The 18965-nt window shown below is 46.0% G+C and carries 17 protein-coding genes, 1 pseudogene and 1 riboswitch; of the genes and pseudogenes, 3 read left to right on the top strand and 15 right to left on the bottom strand.

Annotated elements, in window-relative coordinates; all coding sequences use genetic code 11:
• Window positions 1-310: 310 nt before the first annotated feature.
• The 4 genes from GK047_RS07850 to GK047_RS07835 all read right to left on the bottom strand — a co-directional run bounded on the left by GK047_RS07850 (window position 311) and on the right by GK047_RS07835 (window position 3798).
• A complete protein-coding gene (locus tag GK047_RS07850; RefSeq protein ID WP_163943452.1) occupies window positions 311-610 on the bottom strand; it encodes a hypothetical protein in 300 nt (99 codons plus the stop codon).
• 203 nt (window positions 611-813) lie between these two features.
• Entirely contained in the window at window positions 814-1038 is a 225-nt protein-coding gene (locus tag GK047_RS07845; protein ID WP_163943448.1) for a hypothetical protein, read from the bottom strand.
• Window positions 1039-1268: 230 nt separating this feature from the next.
• Window positions 1269-3113, bottom strand: coding sequence for a cyclic nucleotide-binding domain-containing protein (locus GK047_RS07840; RefSeq protein ID WP_163943445.1), 1845 nt, complete (start codon window positions 3111-3113; stop codon window positions 1269-1271).
• Between the two features lie 76 nt (window positions 3114-3189).
• Window positions 3190-3798, bottom strand: coding sequence for a hypothetical protein (locus GK047_RS07835; protein ID WP_163943442.1), 609 nt, complete (start codon window positions 3796-3798; stop codon window positions 3190-3192).
• A 572-nt stretch (window positions 3799-4370) separates the two neighbouring features.
• Between GK047_RS07835 and GK047_RS07830 the strand changes: the two genes are divergently transcribed.
• Window positions 4371-6440 carry a serine hydrolase domain-containing protein gene (locus GK047_RS07830; protein WP_163943439.1) on the top strand — a complete coding sequence of 690 codons (2070 nt, stop codon included), beginning with the start codon at window positions 4371-4373 and terminating at the stop codon, window positions 6438-6440.
• A gap of 194 nt (window positions 6441-6634) precedes the next feature.
• Here the strand turns inward: GK047_RS07830 and GK047_RS29540 are convergent, their stop codons facing one another.
• Complete coding sequence (locus GK047_RS29540) at window positions 6635-6775, bottom strand: hypothetical protein (protein ID WP_240343852.1); 141 nt, start codon at window positions 6773-6775, stop codon at window positions 6635-6637.
• Between the two features lie 214 nt (window positions 6776-6989).
• Here GK047_RS29540 and GK047_RS07820 point away from each other — a divergent pair.
• Window positions 6990-7133: pseudogene (locus GK047_RS07820) on the top strand (IS110 family transposase); the annotation flags it as partial.
• Window positions 7134-7571: 438 nt separating this feature from the next.
• Here the strand turns inward: GK047_RS07820 and GK047_RS07815 are convergent.
• The 10 genes from GK047_RS07815 to GK047_RS07770 form a co-directional block, all read right to left on the bottom strand.
• Entirely contained in the window at window positions 7572-8555 is a 984-nt protein-coding gene (locus tag GK047_RS07815) for an ABC transporter substrate-binding protein (protein WP_163943829.1), read from the bottom strand.
• A gap of 78 nt (window positions 8556-8633) precedes the next feature.
• The gene (locus GK047_RS07810; RefSeq protein WP_346010294.1) at window positions 8634-9719 is read right to left on the bottom strand and encodes a methyltransferase domain-containing protein; all 1086 of its coding nucleotides are present in this window, start codon (window positions 9717-9719) and stop codon (window positions 8634-8636) included.
• Between the two features lie 22 nt (window positions 9720-9741).
• A complete protein-coding gene (locus GK047_RS07805; protein WP_163943433.1) occupies window positions 9742-10518 on the bottom strand; it encodes a heme ABC transporter ATP-binding protein in 777 nt (258 codons plus the stop codon).
• The gene (locus GK047_RS07800; RefSeq protein ID WP_205516554.1) at window positions 10515-11573 is read right to left on the bottom strand and encodes a FecCD family ABC transporter permease; all 1059 of its coding nucleotides are present in this window, start codon (window positions 11571-11573) and stop codon (window positions 10515-10517) included. The genes GK047_RS07805 and GK047_RS07800 overlap by 4 nt, the downstream gene beginning before the upstream one ends.
• A 245-nt stretch (window positions 11574-11818) precedes the next feature.
• Window positions 11819-12014: riboswitch (cobalamin riboswitch) on the bottom strand.
• 390 nt (window positions 12015-12404) lie between these two features.
• Entirely contained in the window at window positions 12405-12509 is a 105-nt protein-coding gene (locus GK047_RS30555) for a topoisomerase DNA-binding C4 zinc finger domain-containing protein (RefSeq protein WP_481855946.1), read from the bottom strand.
• Window positions 12510-12842: 333 nt separating this feature from the next.
• Window positions 12843-13610: an ABC transporter permease gene (locus tag GK047_RS07790; RefSeq protein ID WP_163943429.1), complete on the bottom strand. Its 768-nt coding sequence runs from the start codon at window positions 13608-13610 to the stop codon at window positions 12843-12845.
• Window positions 13611-14381 carry an ABC transporter ATP-binding protein gene (locus tag GK047_RS07785; RefSeq protein ID WP_163943427.1) on the bottom strand — a complete coding sequence of 257 codons (771 nt, stop codon included), beginning with the start codon at window positions 14379-14381 and terminating at the stop codon, window positions 13611-13613.
• 18 nt (window positions 14382-14399) lie between these two features.
• Window positions 14400-15266 carry a pentapeptide repeat-containing protein gene (locus tag GK047_RS07780; protein WP_163943424.1) on the bottom strand — a complete coding sequence of 289 codons (867 nt, stop codon included), beginning with the start codon at window positions 15264-15266 and terminating at the stop codon, window positions 14400-14402.
• A 15-nt stretch (window positions 15267-15281) separates the two neighbouring features.
• Window positions 15282-15611: a PadR family transcriptional regulator gene (locus GK047_RS07775; protein ID WP_163943421.1), complete on the bottom strand. Its 330-nt coding sequence runs from the start codon at window positions 15609-15611 to the stop codon at window positions 15282-15284.
• An 834-nt stretch (window positions 15612-16445) separates the two neighbouring features.
• Window positions 16446-17447: a multicopper oxidase domain-containing protein gene (locus GK047_RS07770; protein ID WP_481855936.1), complete on the bottom strand. Its 1002-nt coding sequence runs from the start codon at window positions 17445-17447 to the stop codon at window positions 16446-16448.
• 334 nt (window positions 17448-17781) lie between these two features.
• On the opposite strand from GK047_RS07770, the gene GK047_RS07765 reads away from it, so the two are divergent.
• On the top strand, window positions 17782-18909 hold the full coding sequence (locus GK047_RS07765) for a TIGR04053 family radical SAM/SPASM domain-containing protein (protein WP_163943418.1): 1128 nt from the start codon (window positions 17782-17784) through the stop codon (window positions 18907-18909).
• The last annotated feature ends 56 nt before the right edge of the window (window positions 18910-18965 follow it).

The raw sequence follows: 18965 nt of genomic DNA, 5'->3' as shown, positions 1-18965 counted from the left end.
AAATCATGTCCCATATCCTTCATAAATTGGCTGCACTGGGGACATTTATATTGCCTATGTGCAATCTCCGTATCACTAAGTTCAAAATTAGATACTTGTTTAAATACCTTCCTACAATTAAAACATGCGTTAATGTCTTTATATGGCCCATACATCGCATATCGACACATACAAATCCCTCTCCCTTTCTACGTCGGTTTATCCTGCTGCCTTCAAGTCGTGTTTGAACTATCGTTCTGCGTTAGCGTAACAGGGCTACGAAATCATTCGGCTGCCCTTTGTTGCTTTTCGCTCTATAGTTTTCCTGTAGTTAATCCAGCCAGCCCATACACTTAATACCTAACAACACAAACCCGATACCGAGTAGGATATAAATAACTTTAACTAACCACCAAGGTAATGCTCTTAATAACGCACCAATTGAATTAACGACAAAAAAGATTATCCATACAAAAAATGAATCGGCAACACCTTCAATATCACGTAATTTTAATTCTTTGGCAATAGTATCTTGTTTGCGTTTTTCACTTTGAACAACTATTATGCCTAATGTAAGAAAAACGAAAGAGATAAACCAGCAAATAATGGCACCAATCAGCCGAAAGGTCAAACCTCCACCTCCGAGTTAGTTGTAATATTCCGTTCATATATTTTTTCCATAATTCAGAAATTGAAACTCTTCTGCTCATTAGCGTAAAAAAGGACTGCCATTCGGCAGCCCTTTCGTTGTTGAACTATAGTTCTTCGTAATGATATCAATCTAAGTGATGCGAGTTTGGGGTTTGCAGCCATTGCATAGTTATGATTAATTCGTTAAGATCTTTCTTTGGCTTGTGAATTCTTCCCCTCATGATAGTCTTCCCATAGTGGGCCGATGTATTTTTCTAATGTTTTAACGACATCATCTCTTCGGCTCTCTTCGACATTTGCAGTGTCATTTGAAACATCATTTCTAATTCGTATGAGCACAAATAAAGGGGGTAATGCAGCCTCACGTAGAGCCTTAATCATGTTTTCTTCTTGTGGAGTAATATTCATAACGTATCTTATTTCCTTTCCAGTAGATTTCTGCTCGTTAGAAGGCCGTGTCATAATTTATTTGCTGAATTCCCTCCTTACCATAGAGGTAAGCATACAAGCCATAATTACATAAACAAGCGGGTGTGGTGAATATGTCCGATCAAACGAAATCATGGCCAATGTTAAAACGAATATTGAGAAGTTTTCCATATAACGAACATGATTGGGAAACGACGCTCCAAGAGGCGTCAATTCCGCGCGGCCTCTGCCCGGAGTGACTGCCCGCAGCGCGGACAATACCGTGTCTTTGGCGGGCACTGCGTGTCGCACACTTGGCAGTTTAGCGGACGCTCGACGTCCGCATCCTCTTCCTCAGCATCGTCTATCAACCGGTCCGCGCTCAGCGCAGGATTCAGTAGCGTCAGTGCTTGTATTTCTTCTGCTGTGCCGGAACGGATAAGCAGGAATAGCAACAGGAGTCCAGCTGCACCGACTGCAGCCATGCCAACCACCCTCAGCGCTCCACTTGCGAACTGGAAGTCCCAGAGCGTGTGCAGCAGAATGCTCGCGCTAACCAGCCCCGCCACCTTTAGCCATACGCTTAACCTGCCAGACGATGTCGAGGCCTTCGACAATCCGATCCCAATTCCTGCTGCCGCAATAGCCGTCCAAGTCCCGTGCCCAAATGGTGATAGCAAGGCTCTCAACCACAAGACAGCAAGCATGCTGCCGGTCGCTCCCGTTCCGAGAAAAGCCCAGCCGTAAATCATGTTTTCAACGGCAGCGAAGCCCATGCCCGCTGCGGCGCCAAAGACGACCGCATCCATTCGGAAACGCTGCCTCTTACTGCGCAGGAAGAAATAGCAAATCAGCAGTTTCGATCCCTCTTCGATTAAAGCGACGGCAATCGGTAGATGAAGCTGAGTAAATGTATACGCATCCGGCCCTTTTGCGAACAACCAGCTTTTCTCCAGCAGCATGGCCAACGGTAAGGCGATGGCTGCTGAAGTTACAAAAACGCCAAGCAGCCGGCTTATGCGATAGCCCAGCAGTTGCGAGCTTCTGGCATAGGCGACGAAGGTGACCGGTCCTGCCAGACAGCCCGTCACCAAAGCGGCGTAGGTCCATATCGCGCCTTTCAGCCAAACGGACAGCAGCGTTGCGACCAGAAACAAGCCGCCCATTGCCATTAGCACATCGATCCAGCGTTGCTGTGCCGGCGGCCGAAGCCAATTCTGCCCGGTAGCGGTGACTTGTCCGGGCTGTTCCGAATCCGGCATCCATTGCCGGATGGCGGTATCTGCAATATCCGGCCTGCGAATACGCAGGGCCGCCAGAAACTGCCGCTTCACCGGTTCGTGTCGCATCAACGTAAATCGGAATTCCTCTTCTCCAAGTGCTAACAGCTTGCCGTCCTCAAGTGCTGTAATCGTTGCCGTTGTTGATACACCCGTCAGCAGTGCAATCTCACCGAAATAGTCGCCCTGGTGAAGCACGGCTACACGCTTCCCTGACGAACGGACTTCGAAGCTGCCGGAACCGATCGTATAAAACATATTCGAAGCATCACCCTCGTAAACAATGACTTGGCCCTGCTTCGCGCTCCGCAGCACCGTGACCTCTGCCAACCCCCGCAGTTCCGAGTCGGGGATGCTCGACCAGATCGACGCCTTGCTGAGCAGGCCGTGAATGTCTCTAATGCGAGCCGAATAGGTCAGGCTCTCGTGAAAAAGCGGACTTAGCGCTGCAAGCGTCCGAAACGCTCCTCGGTCAAGGCGCAGTGCTTGGACCTCGCCAACGGCGCGTATCGTCGCCGTACGCCGCTCGGATGAGAGCAAAGCCATCTCGCCGATGAGCGCGCCAGGACCGAGCGTAGCCAAACGGACGCTGCTTCCTATCAGACTGCGGGCCGTCACGCTGACCTCGCCCGATAGGATGAAAAAGCAGTCATCCCCGACAGCGCCTTCTTTAAGGATCGTTGTCCTATCCGCGTAGGACACCATCTGCATCGTTGAGGTGGCTGCTGCTAATTCATGCTCCGGGACCCCGTGCAGCAGCGTATGATTTCTTAATTCATCAGGGATATTCTCCATCAGTTACGATCTCTCCTTGTAGAAAACAGGAACCCGCCTCAGCGGATTCCTGTTATTTACGTTACTTAATATTCTATTATCTCATATTTCCGATGTTTGAGCTTCTGGATTCTTGCATTTTCTTGATAAAATTGGTCATAGTCTCAAAACCTTCGTTGCGCTTGTTGGTTAAACTTTGCATTCTGAGCATATCCATCTGCTGAGCGTTATTTAACGAGTCGATTTTACCTTTTATCTCATCTATCGTTGCTTTCAATTCGTCAGCAGTTAAGGTCGCTTTGAAAGCGTACTTAGCGCCTGCTTGCTGCAACTTCGTTTTTAAGTCTGCTGCCAACGTATAGGGAGCATTTCCTGATTGCAGTGCGATCACCTTCGCCAGTGTATCGTTCAATCCGGCGATGTCCTCATTCCGCTTTTTTATTGAATCCATTTGGTCTTTCAGCTGTGTTTCTAGCATAGCGGCGCGTTGAGATTGCACAACCTGCATCGCTGCGTCCAGATCCATGTTAGACACATTGACTGCCGTAGTACCACCTACGCCAGCTACAGCCGCATTATTCGTAGCACCTTGCCCGATTGCCTGCTTAACGGAATCGTACGCCGTATCATTGAGCATGATGCCCGCCCCAGCTACGACCCCCACCAATAATCCTAAAGCTGTTGATCCAATAGTTGTTCTTTTCATTACTGACTCCCCCATACATTCAATTTTCCGTTCATCTAACGGGTTAAGAATACCTCGAATCCCGTAAAGCGGTTCTGAAAGCCCTTATTCTTTCCCTTGCCATATCCTGCCTAGACGATATCAACTTGATCATAACTGTTCTATCCCTCAAAAATATGAACAGTGGACGGAATGATAACTTTCATAATGTAAGTGTACTACAGTCAAATAAAAGAATAATGAAAGAATCGGCCATGACTAGAAAAAAAACGTGTAGAATCAAGCACTTCGCGGTTTTTTTAAAACTGACTTAATTATTTATTTTCGGTTGGCGAACCCTCTCACAAACGAATCGTATAAGTGAATTAGTTCCTCGGACAGACGAATACCGAGCTCCCGGCTGTTTATCCGCAGTACAAGCATTGAAAACAATAGTGCAAAGGACCAGGTCGCTGCTGCGGTCTGATCCTTTTTTGCTTGACCTTAGGCTAGGTAATGAACTAGACGGAAGACTGTGTAGGGAAATAATCCATCATGTTACACTGAGAGGGTACTTCCAGCCTATACTAATTTCATTGAAGGAGAATTTTCTAATGCGCAAAAAAAGAGTTTCAAAAGTGCTCGCTGTAACGCTAAGCACGTCTCTAGCTGCTACTTACTTGATTGCTTTGGTCGGAGGGTACAGTGTCAGTGCGGAACAGCTCCCTCTTAAGGGGCAAACAATCACAGCGATTCAGCCTGCAGCTGTTCCTGCTGCTCCAAGCGGTTCGATTGACCCCAAGGAAGTGGAGGCCTTCGCGGACAATTACTTTGGGGAAAGCCTGAAGAAGTTCAATGTTCCGGGTGCCATGTTCGTCGTCGTTCAGGACGGACAAGTGGTTTTATCTAAAGGATACGGGTATGCAAACAAAGAAAGCAAAATCCCAGTTGATTCCAATACCGTTTTTCGCATCGGTTCCATTTCTAAGACGCTTACAGCTGCGGCTGTGCTGCAGCTTGCTGACCAAGGGAAGATCAAGCTGGATCAGGACATCCAATCCTATCTCGGAGGTATCACAATACCCAATTCGACAGGTAAACCGCTAACTATGGAAAATATGCTGACCCATATGACTGGGTTCGATTTCCCATATGAAAAAGACGATGACGCCTCACCCGATCTTCTCAATCAAGAGAATTCTCTTCGAGATTTCTTAATGGATCGAATGCCAACTATCGTCCGGACGCCGGGGGAAGCCTACCAGTATGACGATTATGCTTTTGCTTTGGCGGGATATGCCGTGGAACAAGTTACCGGACTCCCTTTTCATGAATACATGGATAAAAACATCTTTCAGCCGCTCGGTATGAATTCTTCCCATGATCTTGTAACCCCAGAGCTTAAAGCCCGAATGGCTACAGCTTACGATCCGGAAGGCACGCCATATCCGGAGTATGGCCTTTATCCTACGGACATGCCTCAGGGCGGAATGTTGTCCACCGGAAGCGATATGGCTAAATTCATGAACATGCTTCTGCAAAAAGGAAAGGCCGGAGATCGGCAAATGTTAAGCGAACAAAGTGTTCAGCGAATGAGCAAGTTTTCCGTTTTCGCTCATCCGGCCATACCTATTACAAGCTATGGATTTGAAAGCATTTTCAATGAACTGTCGAATGGTCAGTATGTCGTCAGCAAAGGTGGGAACATCCCCGGACATGCCTCATTTACATGGCTACTGCCTGAGCGAAAAACGGGAATGTTCGTCATTTATAATAATGATTCCGAATTGCGTTCGGATTTGTATGCAGCCTTTATGGACCATTATTATCCGAAGAGCACCGAGACACCTGAATCGGTATCATCTCTGACAGAACAGCAAGCCGCGCGTTACGTCGGATTATACAAAGATTTGCATACTCCGTCATTTGTGACTAGAATTACGTACAATAACGGACAACTTGTAGCGGAAGACAGATACAAATTGGGGAATGGCAAGACTACTTTGAAAAAGATAGATCCCTTGTTGTTTATGGATGACCACGGGAAGAAAATAGCATTTCTTGAACAAAAGGATGGCGGTATTGCTAATATGTACAGACCTGCCAAGTCACCGATAGCCTATTCGCCCAAAATACAGGAAAAAGCGCTGTTTTCCGATGTCTCGAAAGAAAGCCCCTACCAACCGTCTATTGAAAAGCTCCATTCGCTGGATATCATCAATGGAAGAGATGGGCGCAGCTTTGACCCCAAGGCACCCATGACCCGCGCGGAATTCATCACAATGCTGTTGCATGCTGTCGGCTATCCGCCTTCCAAATCGAAATCCGGCTACACGGATATCGAACACCATTTTGCGGTCAAAGAGATACAGGCTGCGGTCGAGCATCATTGGTTGGGGGAGGAGCCCGGAGGCCGATTTGAACCTGATCGCACGATAACTCGGGAAGAAATGGCCGTCATCTTAACGCGCATTTCTCTTCCATGGCCGCTTGGCGATGAGGTGCGATTGGCAGGGCAAACCGATGAATCGGCTATCAAGGCCGTAAGCAAGCTTGTTGCTGCCGGAGTTACGGATCCAGTTACAATAGCCAATTCTGACGGTTCAGTCGATTTCCGCTCCAAAGCACCTTTGCTTCGCCAAGAAGCCTCCTATTTCATTGACAAGATTCTATTTGTTCCTTAAACTCTTATCGGGCCGTTACAGCCGCATTCGCACCGTGACGGAATCTCCAATCATGACTAACTTGTTGTTTGCTTCCAGTTTCATTTTTCACAACCATCTTTTCTTCATTTAAAATGATTAATGCTGTATTCGCTGCATATAACAAAAACCTTGTAAGAAATATTCAGGTAAAAGACAATCACCTGAACCATTTCCTACAAGGTTTCTTTTTTTTTGTCTGCTCGATCACCATGTGTGTCGCCAGAAGCAGCATGCCGAAGCATCGTCTGCCAGCCTTCTCTTTGCTCCTTGTTGATTGCCTTGGTCTGCTTCCGAACATCCTTCGGCGTTTCCATGTAGGTCACGACCTGCTGGGTTATGTATTTCACCAATTCATCGCTTTTAGATGGCTTGTACTGAGCGACTGTGTAATAGGAAACTACGCCATGTTTTTTCATAATGCGGCTTCCGTCTCTTCCTCGGATCTTACAGTGCATCCGATCTAACAAATACTGTCTGACGGCTTCTTTAACGGCTTCCGGTTCTGTAAGATGTGGTCTGAAAGGTTCACGAAACAAGAGAATAAGAGCTTATTACGACAAAAAACGTGCAGAAGGCAAACTGTTTAAAGTAGCCGTGATCGCTTGTGTAAATAGACTGTTCCACTGGATATATGCAATCTTAACGAAGAAAGAACCTTTTTGCCTAGACTGAACAAGCAATGTTTAGACATCGAGGAAAACCTTCCTAATTTCTATGGGACGGTGATTTGCCATGTGCTTTTTTCAATATAGCATCCTTCATTGCATTCATTTACATAATGTTCTTGTCAAAATCGGGAATGGGATAAAGTACTTGTCACCCGACACCAAGTAAGAACGTCATTGTCTGCCCGCAACCACTCAAATTTGCAGGTTAGCCCCTTGTTCTTGGCTAACGGAAGGTGTTCGCCCCCCGTTCGGGACTTCCCCTTAGAGAAGACACCCCATGCTGGACGTACAACGAGTAAAACCAGCAAGCTTTTTGAACTTGCTGGTTTCTTGTATTTTATAGCTTAATTATCATCCAAATGAAGGTTAGCATTCCCTACTTGTATGCTAAAAAAATATTGCTTGATATGAGTTATGCACTTCGCCCCAATAAACAAATAGATTACTCTTTCACTTTCTCGGGATAAAAGCCTTTAGCTAGTGTTTTTAAAGCGATAGGCGCGCGCACACCTTCGGCTGCTGCAGAAAGTGGCAGGATGACAAACTTTTTATTTTTAATTGCTGGAACATCGACAAGCTCTGTTTTTTTCAAAAGCAGATCTATTTTTTGTTCTGCTGTTTTATCGCCGTAATCCACGATGACTATCAATTCCGGATTGCGGTTTACAACCTCCTCCCAGCTTACCTCGGTCCACCCTTTCTGGATGTCGTCAAACACGTTCTTTCCGCCGACCAAGTTGATGAGGTTAGTTAAATATGTATTTGCCGCCGTAAAAGCTTTATCTTCACCACTGTCGTATACAAACACTTTAACGGGGGTAGTTACGGATCCGATTTGATTTTTGATTTCATCGAGTTGTTTCTTTATGCTGCTAATGATTTCATTCGCCTTCACCTCCACATTAAAAATACGGCCGATGTTCAGAATATCCTGGTACACTTCGTCTAAGGTCGGAGCTGTTTTATTGGAAGATTCTTGGACATACGTTTTTATTCCCAACTTCTCCAAATCTTCACGGCTTCCCAAACTTTTCTCTGTAAAAGCGCTTTTCCAACCTGCATAAGCAAAATCAGGAGAAGCGGAAATCAAGACTTCCTGTGAAGGGTATTTTTTCGATAAAACAGGAATTTGTTCATATTGTTTTTGGTACTCCGGCAAAATCTTATCATCTAAATAGGCGGTTCCCACCATAAATTTTTCAAGACCCAACGCTAGCATGACCTCCGTAGCGTGTTGATTTAACGTGACGACGCGTTTCGGTGTTTCTGTCATTGTAAGGGAATAGCCCATATTATTGATTTCGACTTTTTGATAAGTGTTAGTTTCTATTTTGGTTTTAGGCGGATCGGATAGATTACTGTTCGACTGTCCCTTGATATTGGAGCTCGAACATGCGGATAGGATCGCGATGTACGATATAAGCATACCTAATACGAATAGCCTAGAGAAAACTGCTGATTTTAAAATTTTCAATGATAACTCCTCCTTCGTTCACCTGATTGATTATTGTCTTCTGGCAAGTATGGTCATTCTTACAGATCTATGCGCAGGCGGGCCTGCCATGGCCCCATCCAGCGGGTATCCTCCGTTCATCCAAGCTTCTTTCCGGTAAGGAACCGCTCTTTCCAGCTCCCCCGCTTCGAGGAGCTCCTCCAATGTTTCTGTTGGACCAAGAACCTGGTCAGGAGAAATCATATCCGGTAATAGGGCTGTCTGCCAGGGGGTAGACAATCCATAATTTTCATATGTTTTCACGATTTGAAATCCTTCAGCGGCTAAAAGGAGAGCTAACTCTTTCGGTGTCATGAGCGCGTATTCCCTTTCTACACGGTAACGAGATTGTTCCGTCCCGTCAGTATACGTTTCAAATGAAACGGAACATCGGAACAACTGACGGGATAACGAGGTTTCTCCTTCTACTTTTTTGTAAACCATTTTATTGTTCAAAATCTTTTTGTGCTGAGTCATCTGCCAATACGCCTGGTCCGGGGGGAGCAGCAAATCCACGGCTAACCATCCTCCCTCTTGCAGATTATGGCGTATACGCTGTAGCAAAGCGACATGATCAGCCATCATCGTGTAATGTTGAAACATACCGTCTGGGCACAGGATATGCGAGAAGGCGTTCCTAGCATCAAAGTCCATGACATCAGCCTCAATCAATTCAAACCGACCGGGATGGTCCTTTAAAATCCGTTCTTTTTTGGCCTCAGCGATCTTCAACATGTCCCTGCTCCAATCAACCCCGCAAACTTGGGCAGAATGTCCGGCGATCTCTATGGCAATCCTTCCTGTCCCTACGCCGAGTTCAAGTACTGTTGGTGCCTGGGACGCTTCCTTCAGCCAATCTGAATAAAAAGAAATACCCGCTTTTCCAGTAAATTGATCGTAGTACTCTGCCTCTTGGCCTGCGTATTTAGGACTCGGTTGACGTTCATGCCGCACACCCTGAAGTCCGCATCGGGAGCATACTGTGCCGGCAAGTACTGACAGCGGTGTTCCTGCGGGCACACCATTTCGGCTATCCCCGAACCATTCATCATATGTATAACTGCAAAAACTGCATTTCGTTAACGCCAAACGGCTCACCTCCACGAATTTTATGGGAATTTTAAAAGATGGCCATCTCTGGTAAAAAGATGATATGCGGTTTCCCTGTTATGTGGTGTATCGCAATTTCCGCCGTAACACCGAAAACATCCTGCAGAAGCTCTGGGATTAAAATTAGTTCAGGGGAACCCGAAGCCACGACTCGCCCCGCTTTCAGAACATAAATTCGATCACAGTAAAAAGATGCAATATTCAAATCGTGCAGTGCGGCCAGCGTAGTGATTCGTAGTCTTTTCACGAGATCCATAATCTGCAGCTGATAGCGAATATCCAGGTGGTTCGTCGGTTCGTCCAGAATTAAAAATTGGGCCTGTTGCGCCAGCGCTCGAGCGATCAGGACACGCTGCTTTTCCCCACCGGATAACGTGGTGAAACTGCGATCGGCATAATGACTCATCCCGACCTTATCCAATGATTCTTCTACAATTTCTTTATCTTTCTTGGTATCTGATTCAAAGATACTTTTATGAGGAGTTCGTCCCATACTTACTATGTCCTTGACGGTAAAATCGAAGGTAACCGACGTTTCCTGGCTTACCACCGCCATACGCTTTGCGGTTTCTTTGTGGGATAAATGAAAAAGATCCTTTCCATCCCATATAATCCGGCCAGCCTGCGGCTCAAGAACACGGTAGATTGCTTTCAATAGCGTCGATTTGCCGCTACCGTTCGGGCCGATCAACCCGATAAATTCTCCTTGCTTGACCTGCAAGCCAATCGCTTCAATAATACGCTTATCTTGTATTTGGTATGAAAGCTCTTCGACTTGAACGTTCAATGTGCACCTCCGCCAAATGAATAAGCACTTCTTCGCAGTAGCCAGATAAAGAAGGGACCACCGCACATTGCAGTGACAATACCTAGGGGAAGTTCCTCTGGTGCAAGTACAAGTCTGGCAAACACATCGCACCATACGACAAAAATAGCTCCGAATAACAGGCTGACCGGTAAAACCCTGCGATGGTCGGATCCAACCATCAGCCTGACGATATGCGGAATCATTAGCCCGATAAAGCCGATTGAGCCGCTAACGGCAACAATGGAGCCGGTTAGTAAAGCAGTAACGATGACAAGAAATTTGCGGAAGGCATTCACATTAACACCGAGCGTCACTGCCGTATCGTCACCCATGAGCAGTGCATTTAAAGAGCGATAATGCAAAAGAAGGATCATCGTTCCGATCATGATCATAAGCGCGGGAATGGAAAGATAACTCCATTTTGCCCCAGTCAGACTCCCCATCATCCAGTACATCGCAGAACGGATTCCTTCTTCTCTGGGTGCCATGGTAACGATAAAACTGGTTGCAGCTGACATTATCGTGGAAACGGCGATGCCTGACAGAAGTAACCTGGTCGTAGATATGGCTCCTCCTACACGTGCAAAAACGAATACCATGACCATTGCTGTCAGAGAACCAAGAAACGCCGAGAAGGAGAGCGCATACTGGCCAAAAACTTTAAAAAACCCAAACAGGATGACGAGCGTTGCCGATACGGAGGCTCCGGAAGATACGCCCAGAATATACGGATCAGCCAGTGAATTGCGGGTTAAGGCCTGGATGGCAACCCCGACGACGGCTAATCCAGCACCGACAACAACACCTAGGAGCACTCTCGGAAAACGGATGTCCCAGATAATATGTGTCTGGGCTTTGCTCCACGTTTCATCCACCAGACCGTTCATACCCGGCAAATGCGATAATGCAATTTTCCAGACCGTCTCGGGATCAATCCGTACAGGACCAAGCATGACGGCGAGCGTAATGGAAGCGATAAGAATTACTGTTAGGAAGACGACAATAGTTGTGAACCAGAGAGGATGGCTCCGCATTCCCTTCGGCTCACTTGCAGTGGGCGTCCATCCAGATCGATCAGTTCTTGATTGTTTAAGAGAAATTAGGTCTTCGTTAACTGCGTTCTGCATCATTTCACCTACTTAGGCACAGATTTCATTTATCGTTCCATGCAAAAAAAGGACACCTCTACCTATGCAAGAAAAAAAAGGTAGTGATGCCCCTGGTTGTCAAAACCATGCGACGAATCTCGTAACACCTCCCTATCTTCCGTAGGTCAAAAATAGTGTTGGTAGAACAGGCAGGTTTCCTGGCTCCGGAATTAACATCAGTAGCGGCCTTCCCAATCTTTAATTCTTAAAGATCAGTGGCGTAATCGCTGTGACTCCTCCGTTACAGTGGCGGGACCGCGTCGGTTTTGCACCGAACTTCCCTATTAAGCTCCAGCTAAGTGGAGCACCTGTTCCCAATGTTTTCAGTTGTAATAGTACTGATCATATACCAATACTAGGTTTTGTTCAAGATTCGATTCCACATTAATTGCTAGAAACGTGATCACTATCCTGATGTGTATAATTTTGTAACGTGATTTCTATCTTCAAATTCTTTTGTTGGTAACCTGTGTTTTTTGTTGAATCTTTTGTTTGTTCTTTTCTTCTATGGGGTAGTTCTTCCTTAGCCGTCCTTCGCTTACTGTTGTTGCCGGATCTCCTTAACCCGCTGCTCGTACTATCCTGCTCCAATCATTATGTTTCAATTTTTAAACCTTGCCCTCTCCAAATGCGCCCGGAAACCCCGGCTATACCGTATGAAGAAGGAGACTGCAAAAATGAGTCGTAAGGCATAATAAAAAGCACCACTTGGGTGCTTTAAGCTGAGCTGATATTTCGGCACTTAGGAAATGCACTGCATCCGTAGAATTCACACGTAGACTCTTTCCTTAGATCCACATTACTGCCACAGCGCGAGCAGATACGTTCTACCTGAGGCAGCCATTTCTTTACAGCTAGGGCACTTGGGGCTACGCCAGGATATTATTTGAGAATCATCGTAATAAGTTCTTCTCGATTTATTTAGTCGGATTCCGTTGGATTTTGCGCGTCAAATTGATGCTATATGACATTTTTTCAACATGAGTGACCACAGCACGATAACTCGGATAAATACCCTCTTAATGTAAGTCCAGTATAAATGATTATAACGACATTCGGACTTTTACACTAATCAGTTGCGCCCTTGTATAGTTATAGAATTTATTCTTCAGGACTGTCTTCTCTTTCGATCAATTCAGAAGAAGCTGTCTTTTTTTACACCCGTTTTTTATACACCCTCATTGCAAAGAAATATGCTACGAACAAAATCCCGACGCACCACGCAAGAGCGATCCATATATCATTGCCCACCGGCTGACCTGACAGTAGTGCACGGATGGCTTCCACTATCGAGGTCACCGGCTGGTTTTCGGCAAAGGCTCGAACGACCGACGGCATCGACTGGGTCGGCACAAAGGCCGAGCTGATAAACGGCAGGAAGATAATCGGGTAGGAAAAGGCGCTTGCGCCATCCACCGACTTTGCGGTCAGTCCGGCAATTGCTGCGACCCAAGTTAATGCCAGCGTAAACAGCGCGAGTATGCCGGCTACTGCAAGCCATGACAATATCCCCGCCGGCGAACGAAAGCCCATAATCAACGCTACGAGAATGATGACGAGAACCGATATGGCGTTGGATACCAGCGAGGTCAGCACATGCCCCCACAGTAAGGTGGAACGTGAAATCGGCATGGTGTGAAACCGCTCGAATATGCCTCGTTGCACATCCGTAAACAAGCGGAAAGCCGTGTAGGATATGCCGCTAGCAATAGCAATCAGTAGTATACCGGGCAACAGGTAATTCACATAGTTATCCGTTCCGGTTTGAATTGCACCGCCGAACACATAGACGAACAGCAACATCATCGCGATCGGCATGAAGGTGACCGTGACGATGGTGTCCATACTGCGGAAAATATGGCGCATGGAACGTCCAAGCATAACGCCCATATCGCTGAAAAAGTGTTTCTTTGCCGCCTCCATTTACTTTCCCTCCTTTTTGCCGATGATTGCGAGGAATATCTCCTCCAATGTCGGCTGTTTTTCAACATACTCCACCTTTGCGGATGGGAACAGCTTTTTTAGCTCCGAGAGCGTGCCGCTGGCGATAATCCTACCCTCGTGCAGAATGGCAATTCGGTCGGCAAGCTGCTCAGCCTCCTCCAAATACTGCGTGGTTAGGAGTACCGTCGTGCCGCCGTCGGCAAGCTCCTTGACAATCTTCCAAACCTCGATACGCGCCTCGGGGTCAAGCCCAGTGGACGGCTCGTCGAGGAAAATGATCTGCGGTTTTCCCACAAGGCTCAAGGCGATGTCGAGCCTGCGGCGCATACCACCCGAATAAGTAGACGCCCTGCGGTCGGCGGCGTCTGTCAAGCCGAAGCGTTTAAGCAAGTCGTCCGCAACCTGACGCGGATTTTTGAGGTACCGTAGCTTGGCAATCATGATAAGATTTTCCCGTCCGGTCAAAATTTCGTCCACGGCGGCAAATTGCCCGGTCAGACTGATCGCCTGCCGTACATGATCGGGTTTTGACGCGACATCGAATCCGTTGATGGCGGCAGTTCCGCCGTCCGGTTTGAGCAGCGTGGTGAGGATTTTGACAACCGTTGTCTTGCCCGCCCCGTTGGAGCCAAGTAGGGCGAAAATACTACCTTTTTCAACCTCAAAATCTACACCCTTCAGCACTTGATGCTGCTTGTAGGACTTTTGCAGGCCTATTACTTGAATGGGCTTGGTTTGCACGGTTTGCATCGGATTCCCTCCCTTAAATTAAATGACTGTAACTTTTGACAAATTAGCTTCCATGCCTTTAAGCGCGGCAAAGGTCAACTTATCCATCGTCGCGCCGTCAAAGCAGATGCTTTTGATAGCTCTGTAATATTTCTTAGACAAGGTAAACCCCGACAGGAAAGACACATTTTTAAGTGTAGCGCACTTGAACGAAACTTCGGTTAATGCCGCTTTGTCAAACTTAACGCCGATAAACGTCTGTCCGTCAAAACATTGGCCGGTCAGATCGGAGTACTTGAAGTCAACCCCATCAAATAAACAACCTTCAAAAATCGTTTTTCTAAGATCGGTCATCGTTAACGTTACGTCGGTCAGTCTTACTCCTGTGAATTTGGCTCCGTCAAGTCCCGACTTGCTGAAATTGGTTCGTACAAGGATCGTCTTATTGAAGCTTGCTTTTGCCAGGTCAAGCGCGGATAGGCTGCAGTCCGTCAGATTCGCTACGTCAAAATTAGCTTCACGTACGTCGCTGCCCTTAAACGTACTGCCGGTCAAATCTGCGCCCGAAAAGTCGGAACCGTGCAACGCGCTACCTTTAAACTGTCCTTTATGGGCCTTAACGCCTGCAAAGTCGCTTTTCGCCAGGTTGCTTGCGCTAAAGTTTGTCACTACTTGCCGTTCCAGCGAGCGGGAGAGGTTGGAGACCTCCAGTATCGTTTGTTCGATGTCACCGATGCTCTCAATAGTCATACGAAACGCTGTTTCATCGTTTTTGCCCTCGGCTTTGAGTTCACGATATCGCTCTTGCAAATCGGAGTGCAGATCCGCCTTTAGTTCGGTGACGCTTTTTACCCCATCATATGGCGTGAAAACGCCGTTCAAATAGTTCGTTAATTTCTGATTCATCTTATCCAGTCTCCTTTATAATAAGTTTTCTAGTACGCGCTTCGAGTACTCCCAATTGTTTTTGTTGCGTGCGTAAGCATTCTTGCCTTTTTCGGTAATCCTAAAATACTTGCGTCGTCCACCCTGAGATTCATCGCCCCAATACCACTCGATATCGCCGTCAGTTTCAAGCCGCCGGACACTGGAGTACATCGTGGCTTCCTTTAATTCATACTCGCCGCCCGAGCGCTCGGCAATCAGTTTGACAATCTCGTACCCGTAGCGGTCAGCTTCGGATAAGAGCCGTAAAATCATCGTATCGGTATGTCCGCGAAGCAAGTCGGATGTAATTTTGTTCTCGCTCATTTCATCACCTCCGTGTTTTTATAATACGACACACTACTATGACTGTCAAGGTAGTATTTCAAATAAAATACTTTGTTCGAAAAGCATAGTATATATTCATAACGATATCTAACGGATTCATTCTCTATTTTCGTGCTTTATCTAATTTGAGCTGAAGGAGTAAGTCGTGGAAAAGTTTCTGCATACATGAAATCAGCCAGCATTAAGAACATAAATATACCGATGCCCACTCCGGCTTATACATCGGTGTAGGCATCGGTATGAATGTAGTAATTTGCGCAATGTAACCCTCAACTTCTGAGCAGACCTTGGACCTGAATACCATCTTGCTGTCCGACATGACTATGACTTTATCAACCGCCACCGCGCATAGAAGCTCGTCGAACTCTTCAATGATCAGTAGGCGGGATTAGATTCCACTAATGAAGGTTTTTCGAGCATCAGGTTGCTTTAGCAATCAGAAACCGCTAACAAAGGCATCGCCCGTGCTCTGGAGATTAATCGGGTGTCCGGTGTCATAAAAGTTACGATACAAATCTGCTCCCTATATTGTAAAAAAACGGCTCTGCATAAGTGATTTAATAAAGACTATAATTGTGTCGCTGCACACAACCATCGGTTCCACCTACGGTGCAATACCCAGTAGCTTGCCTAACATGTGAATCCATCAGCTATCAAACCCAAGAATTATCAACGTTCGATCCCGATTTGATTAAATTCCCAAAAAACTAGGAATTGTATCATTGGACATTACACCTATATTCAGAACATGATTCCTAACCTTATTGGAAAGAAAGTCATTTTCACGACATTTTCCTATAGCCAGCTATGAATCTAATGACTCATAGCTGGTTCTCCTGTATCTAACCCATCTTTCGTTACCCTTAGAATGGCTACTGCTCCTTTGGATGCATCATTGAATTGATGAGTCACAATTGGATAATCTCCCTCCTCAGTCACCCAAAACTCAACAACTGCCCCACCACTGGCAGGTAGCATAACGGTTTGCAAGCCATAATGTACATTTCGGGGATTTCCGTCCACATAGACTGTATCAAGTAGCGTTCCAACGACATGAAAAGAAGAAACATGATTCGGACCCAAATTATTCACGTATAGTCTTACTTTATCTCCCACTTTTGCAAGAAGTGGGTGTTCTTTTAGTCCAAAGTCATTCCCATTAAAGACAACGTATTGAGGCTGATCGTTTTGGAACGCTTGGTAATCATTCTCTTTGTACCATTCATTCTGGGTTATGACATATTCTCTATTGACTTCTTTATCTGTAGGATATCCATTCTTGGGTTCCACGATAATGACTCCGAACATGCCATTCGCAAGGTGAAGTAGCACTGGTTTGGTACCACAGTGATACATGAATACGCCGGGTGAAGTAGCAGGATACACGAATGTTCCCGTTTCATCCGGCAACACATCAATAAAACTCTTACTTGGTGCCGCATGAACAGCATGGACATCCAGTGAATGCGGGACAGAAGGATCAAGATTCTTTAGTGTCATATGCAGCATATCCCCCTCCCTTACACGAAGTACAGGTCCAGGTGCAATCCCGTTGAAAGTCCATGCGTTATACATTACGCCTTTAGAAATCTCAATGTCCGTAATTTGAGCCGTCATTTCGATAAATACATCCGTACCCTTTCGAGTAATAACAAGTTCAACTGGGGGCTGATTAACTTTTGAAACTGTTACGTTAGTATCAACCCCCTTTGTCAGATCCTTTTGTTGTTCTTGTACATGACTGCAACCAGCGAATACAAGAAATGTAACGATAGATAAAGTCAGGAAGAGCGAAGAATTTCTTTCATTCATCATGTTCAATTCCTCCTTATTTTCTCAAACCTTGTGAAATCGATCACAAACATAACTACAAAAAATCCCCCTTGTAATCTATTTATCTGCAGCGAACTTACCGAATTTCCCATCACATCGTTTTAACAGGGGAGTTTCTGTACATTTAGTTTACTCAATTTCATTCACACCTAATGTGATAGAGCGCACATCTTATCTACTGTTAAAAAATGGACACTTCTTTGTTCGTCACTTTCATTTTTATTTGAATATGTGATCTTCCTCATATTAGAATACTTCGATTTTCATTATCATGATAGGCATCGACCACTCATGAATTTGGAAAGGGGGCGTTCACATGGAGGCCGCTATACCTCAAGTCCGCGACTACCATGAATACCCGTTTATCGTTATATGGGAAGTGACCCGTGCCTGCGCTTTGAAATGTTTACATTGTCGTGCAGAGGCACAGTACAAATCGGATCCAAGGCAACTGACTTTCGAGGAAGGGAAAAGATTGATTGATCAAATCGCCGACATGCAGCATCCATTATTCGTTTTCACTGGTGGAGACCCTTTAATGCGGAATGATTTATTTGAGCTGGCTGATTATGCCATAGACGAAAAGCAACTGCCAGTCTCCATGACGCCAAGTGCGACCCCGAAGGTTACGAGAGAAGCTATTATTAAAGCTAAAGAAGTAGGTCTTTCACGTTGGGCATTCAGCCTGGACGGCTCTACCGCTGAAATACACGATCATTTTCGGGGAACAAAAGGATCCTACGATATGACGATGCGAGGAATCTCTTACCTGCAAGAACAAAAAATACCGATTCAGATCAACACAACCGTCTCCAGATACAATTTGAACGATTTAGCGGCTACCGCAGAAAAGGTTAAAGAAATGGGAGCCGTTCTCTGGAGCTTGTTCTTTCTTGTCCCCACAGGCCGAGGCATGCAAAAAGATATGATCTCCCCCGAACAGCATGAGGAAGTGATGAAGTGGCTGTATCGGCTGGGACCCCAGGTGCCATTCGGCATCAAAACGACAGAGGCACCTCATTATCGAAGGGTGATCGCACAAGAAAAGAGCCTAGAAAATCTACAGGCTAAGAACTTAGGGAATCCCGTTTCCCTTAAGCATTTCGACCGATTGGGACGGGCTCCCAAAGGTGTAAACGACGGAGACGGCTTCGTATTCATCAGTCACACAGGAGATGTATACCCTAGTGGTTTTCTCCCTGTCTCCTGCGGCAATGTTAGACAGACACCGCTTCTCGATATCTATCGTAATTCGCCGATCATGCGTCAATTGCGTGATAAATCACTGCTTAAGGGCAAATGCGGAGCATGCGAATTCAAAGAAATTTGCGGTGGTTCCAGAGCCCGGGCTTATGCAGTAACAGGCGATTATTTAGAAAGCGATCCTGCCTGTTCGTATGTGCCCAAAAAATTAGTACTGGCGGAAAATAACTATGGCTTATAAAAAATTCGGCTTACCTCACGGATATGGGGGATTCCACTAAGCTGGAGACATTATCA

The organism is Paenibacillus sp. SYP-B3998 (genome assembly GCF_010820665.1).
In the GTDB taxonomy this organism is placed as follows: Bacteria; Bacillota; Bacilli; order Paenibacillales; family NBRC-103111; genus Paenibacillus_E.
Note: the sequence above shows the minus strand (reverse complement) of the source record. Positions and strands in the feature narration are given on the sequence as shown.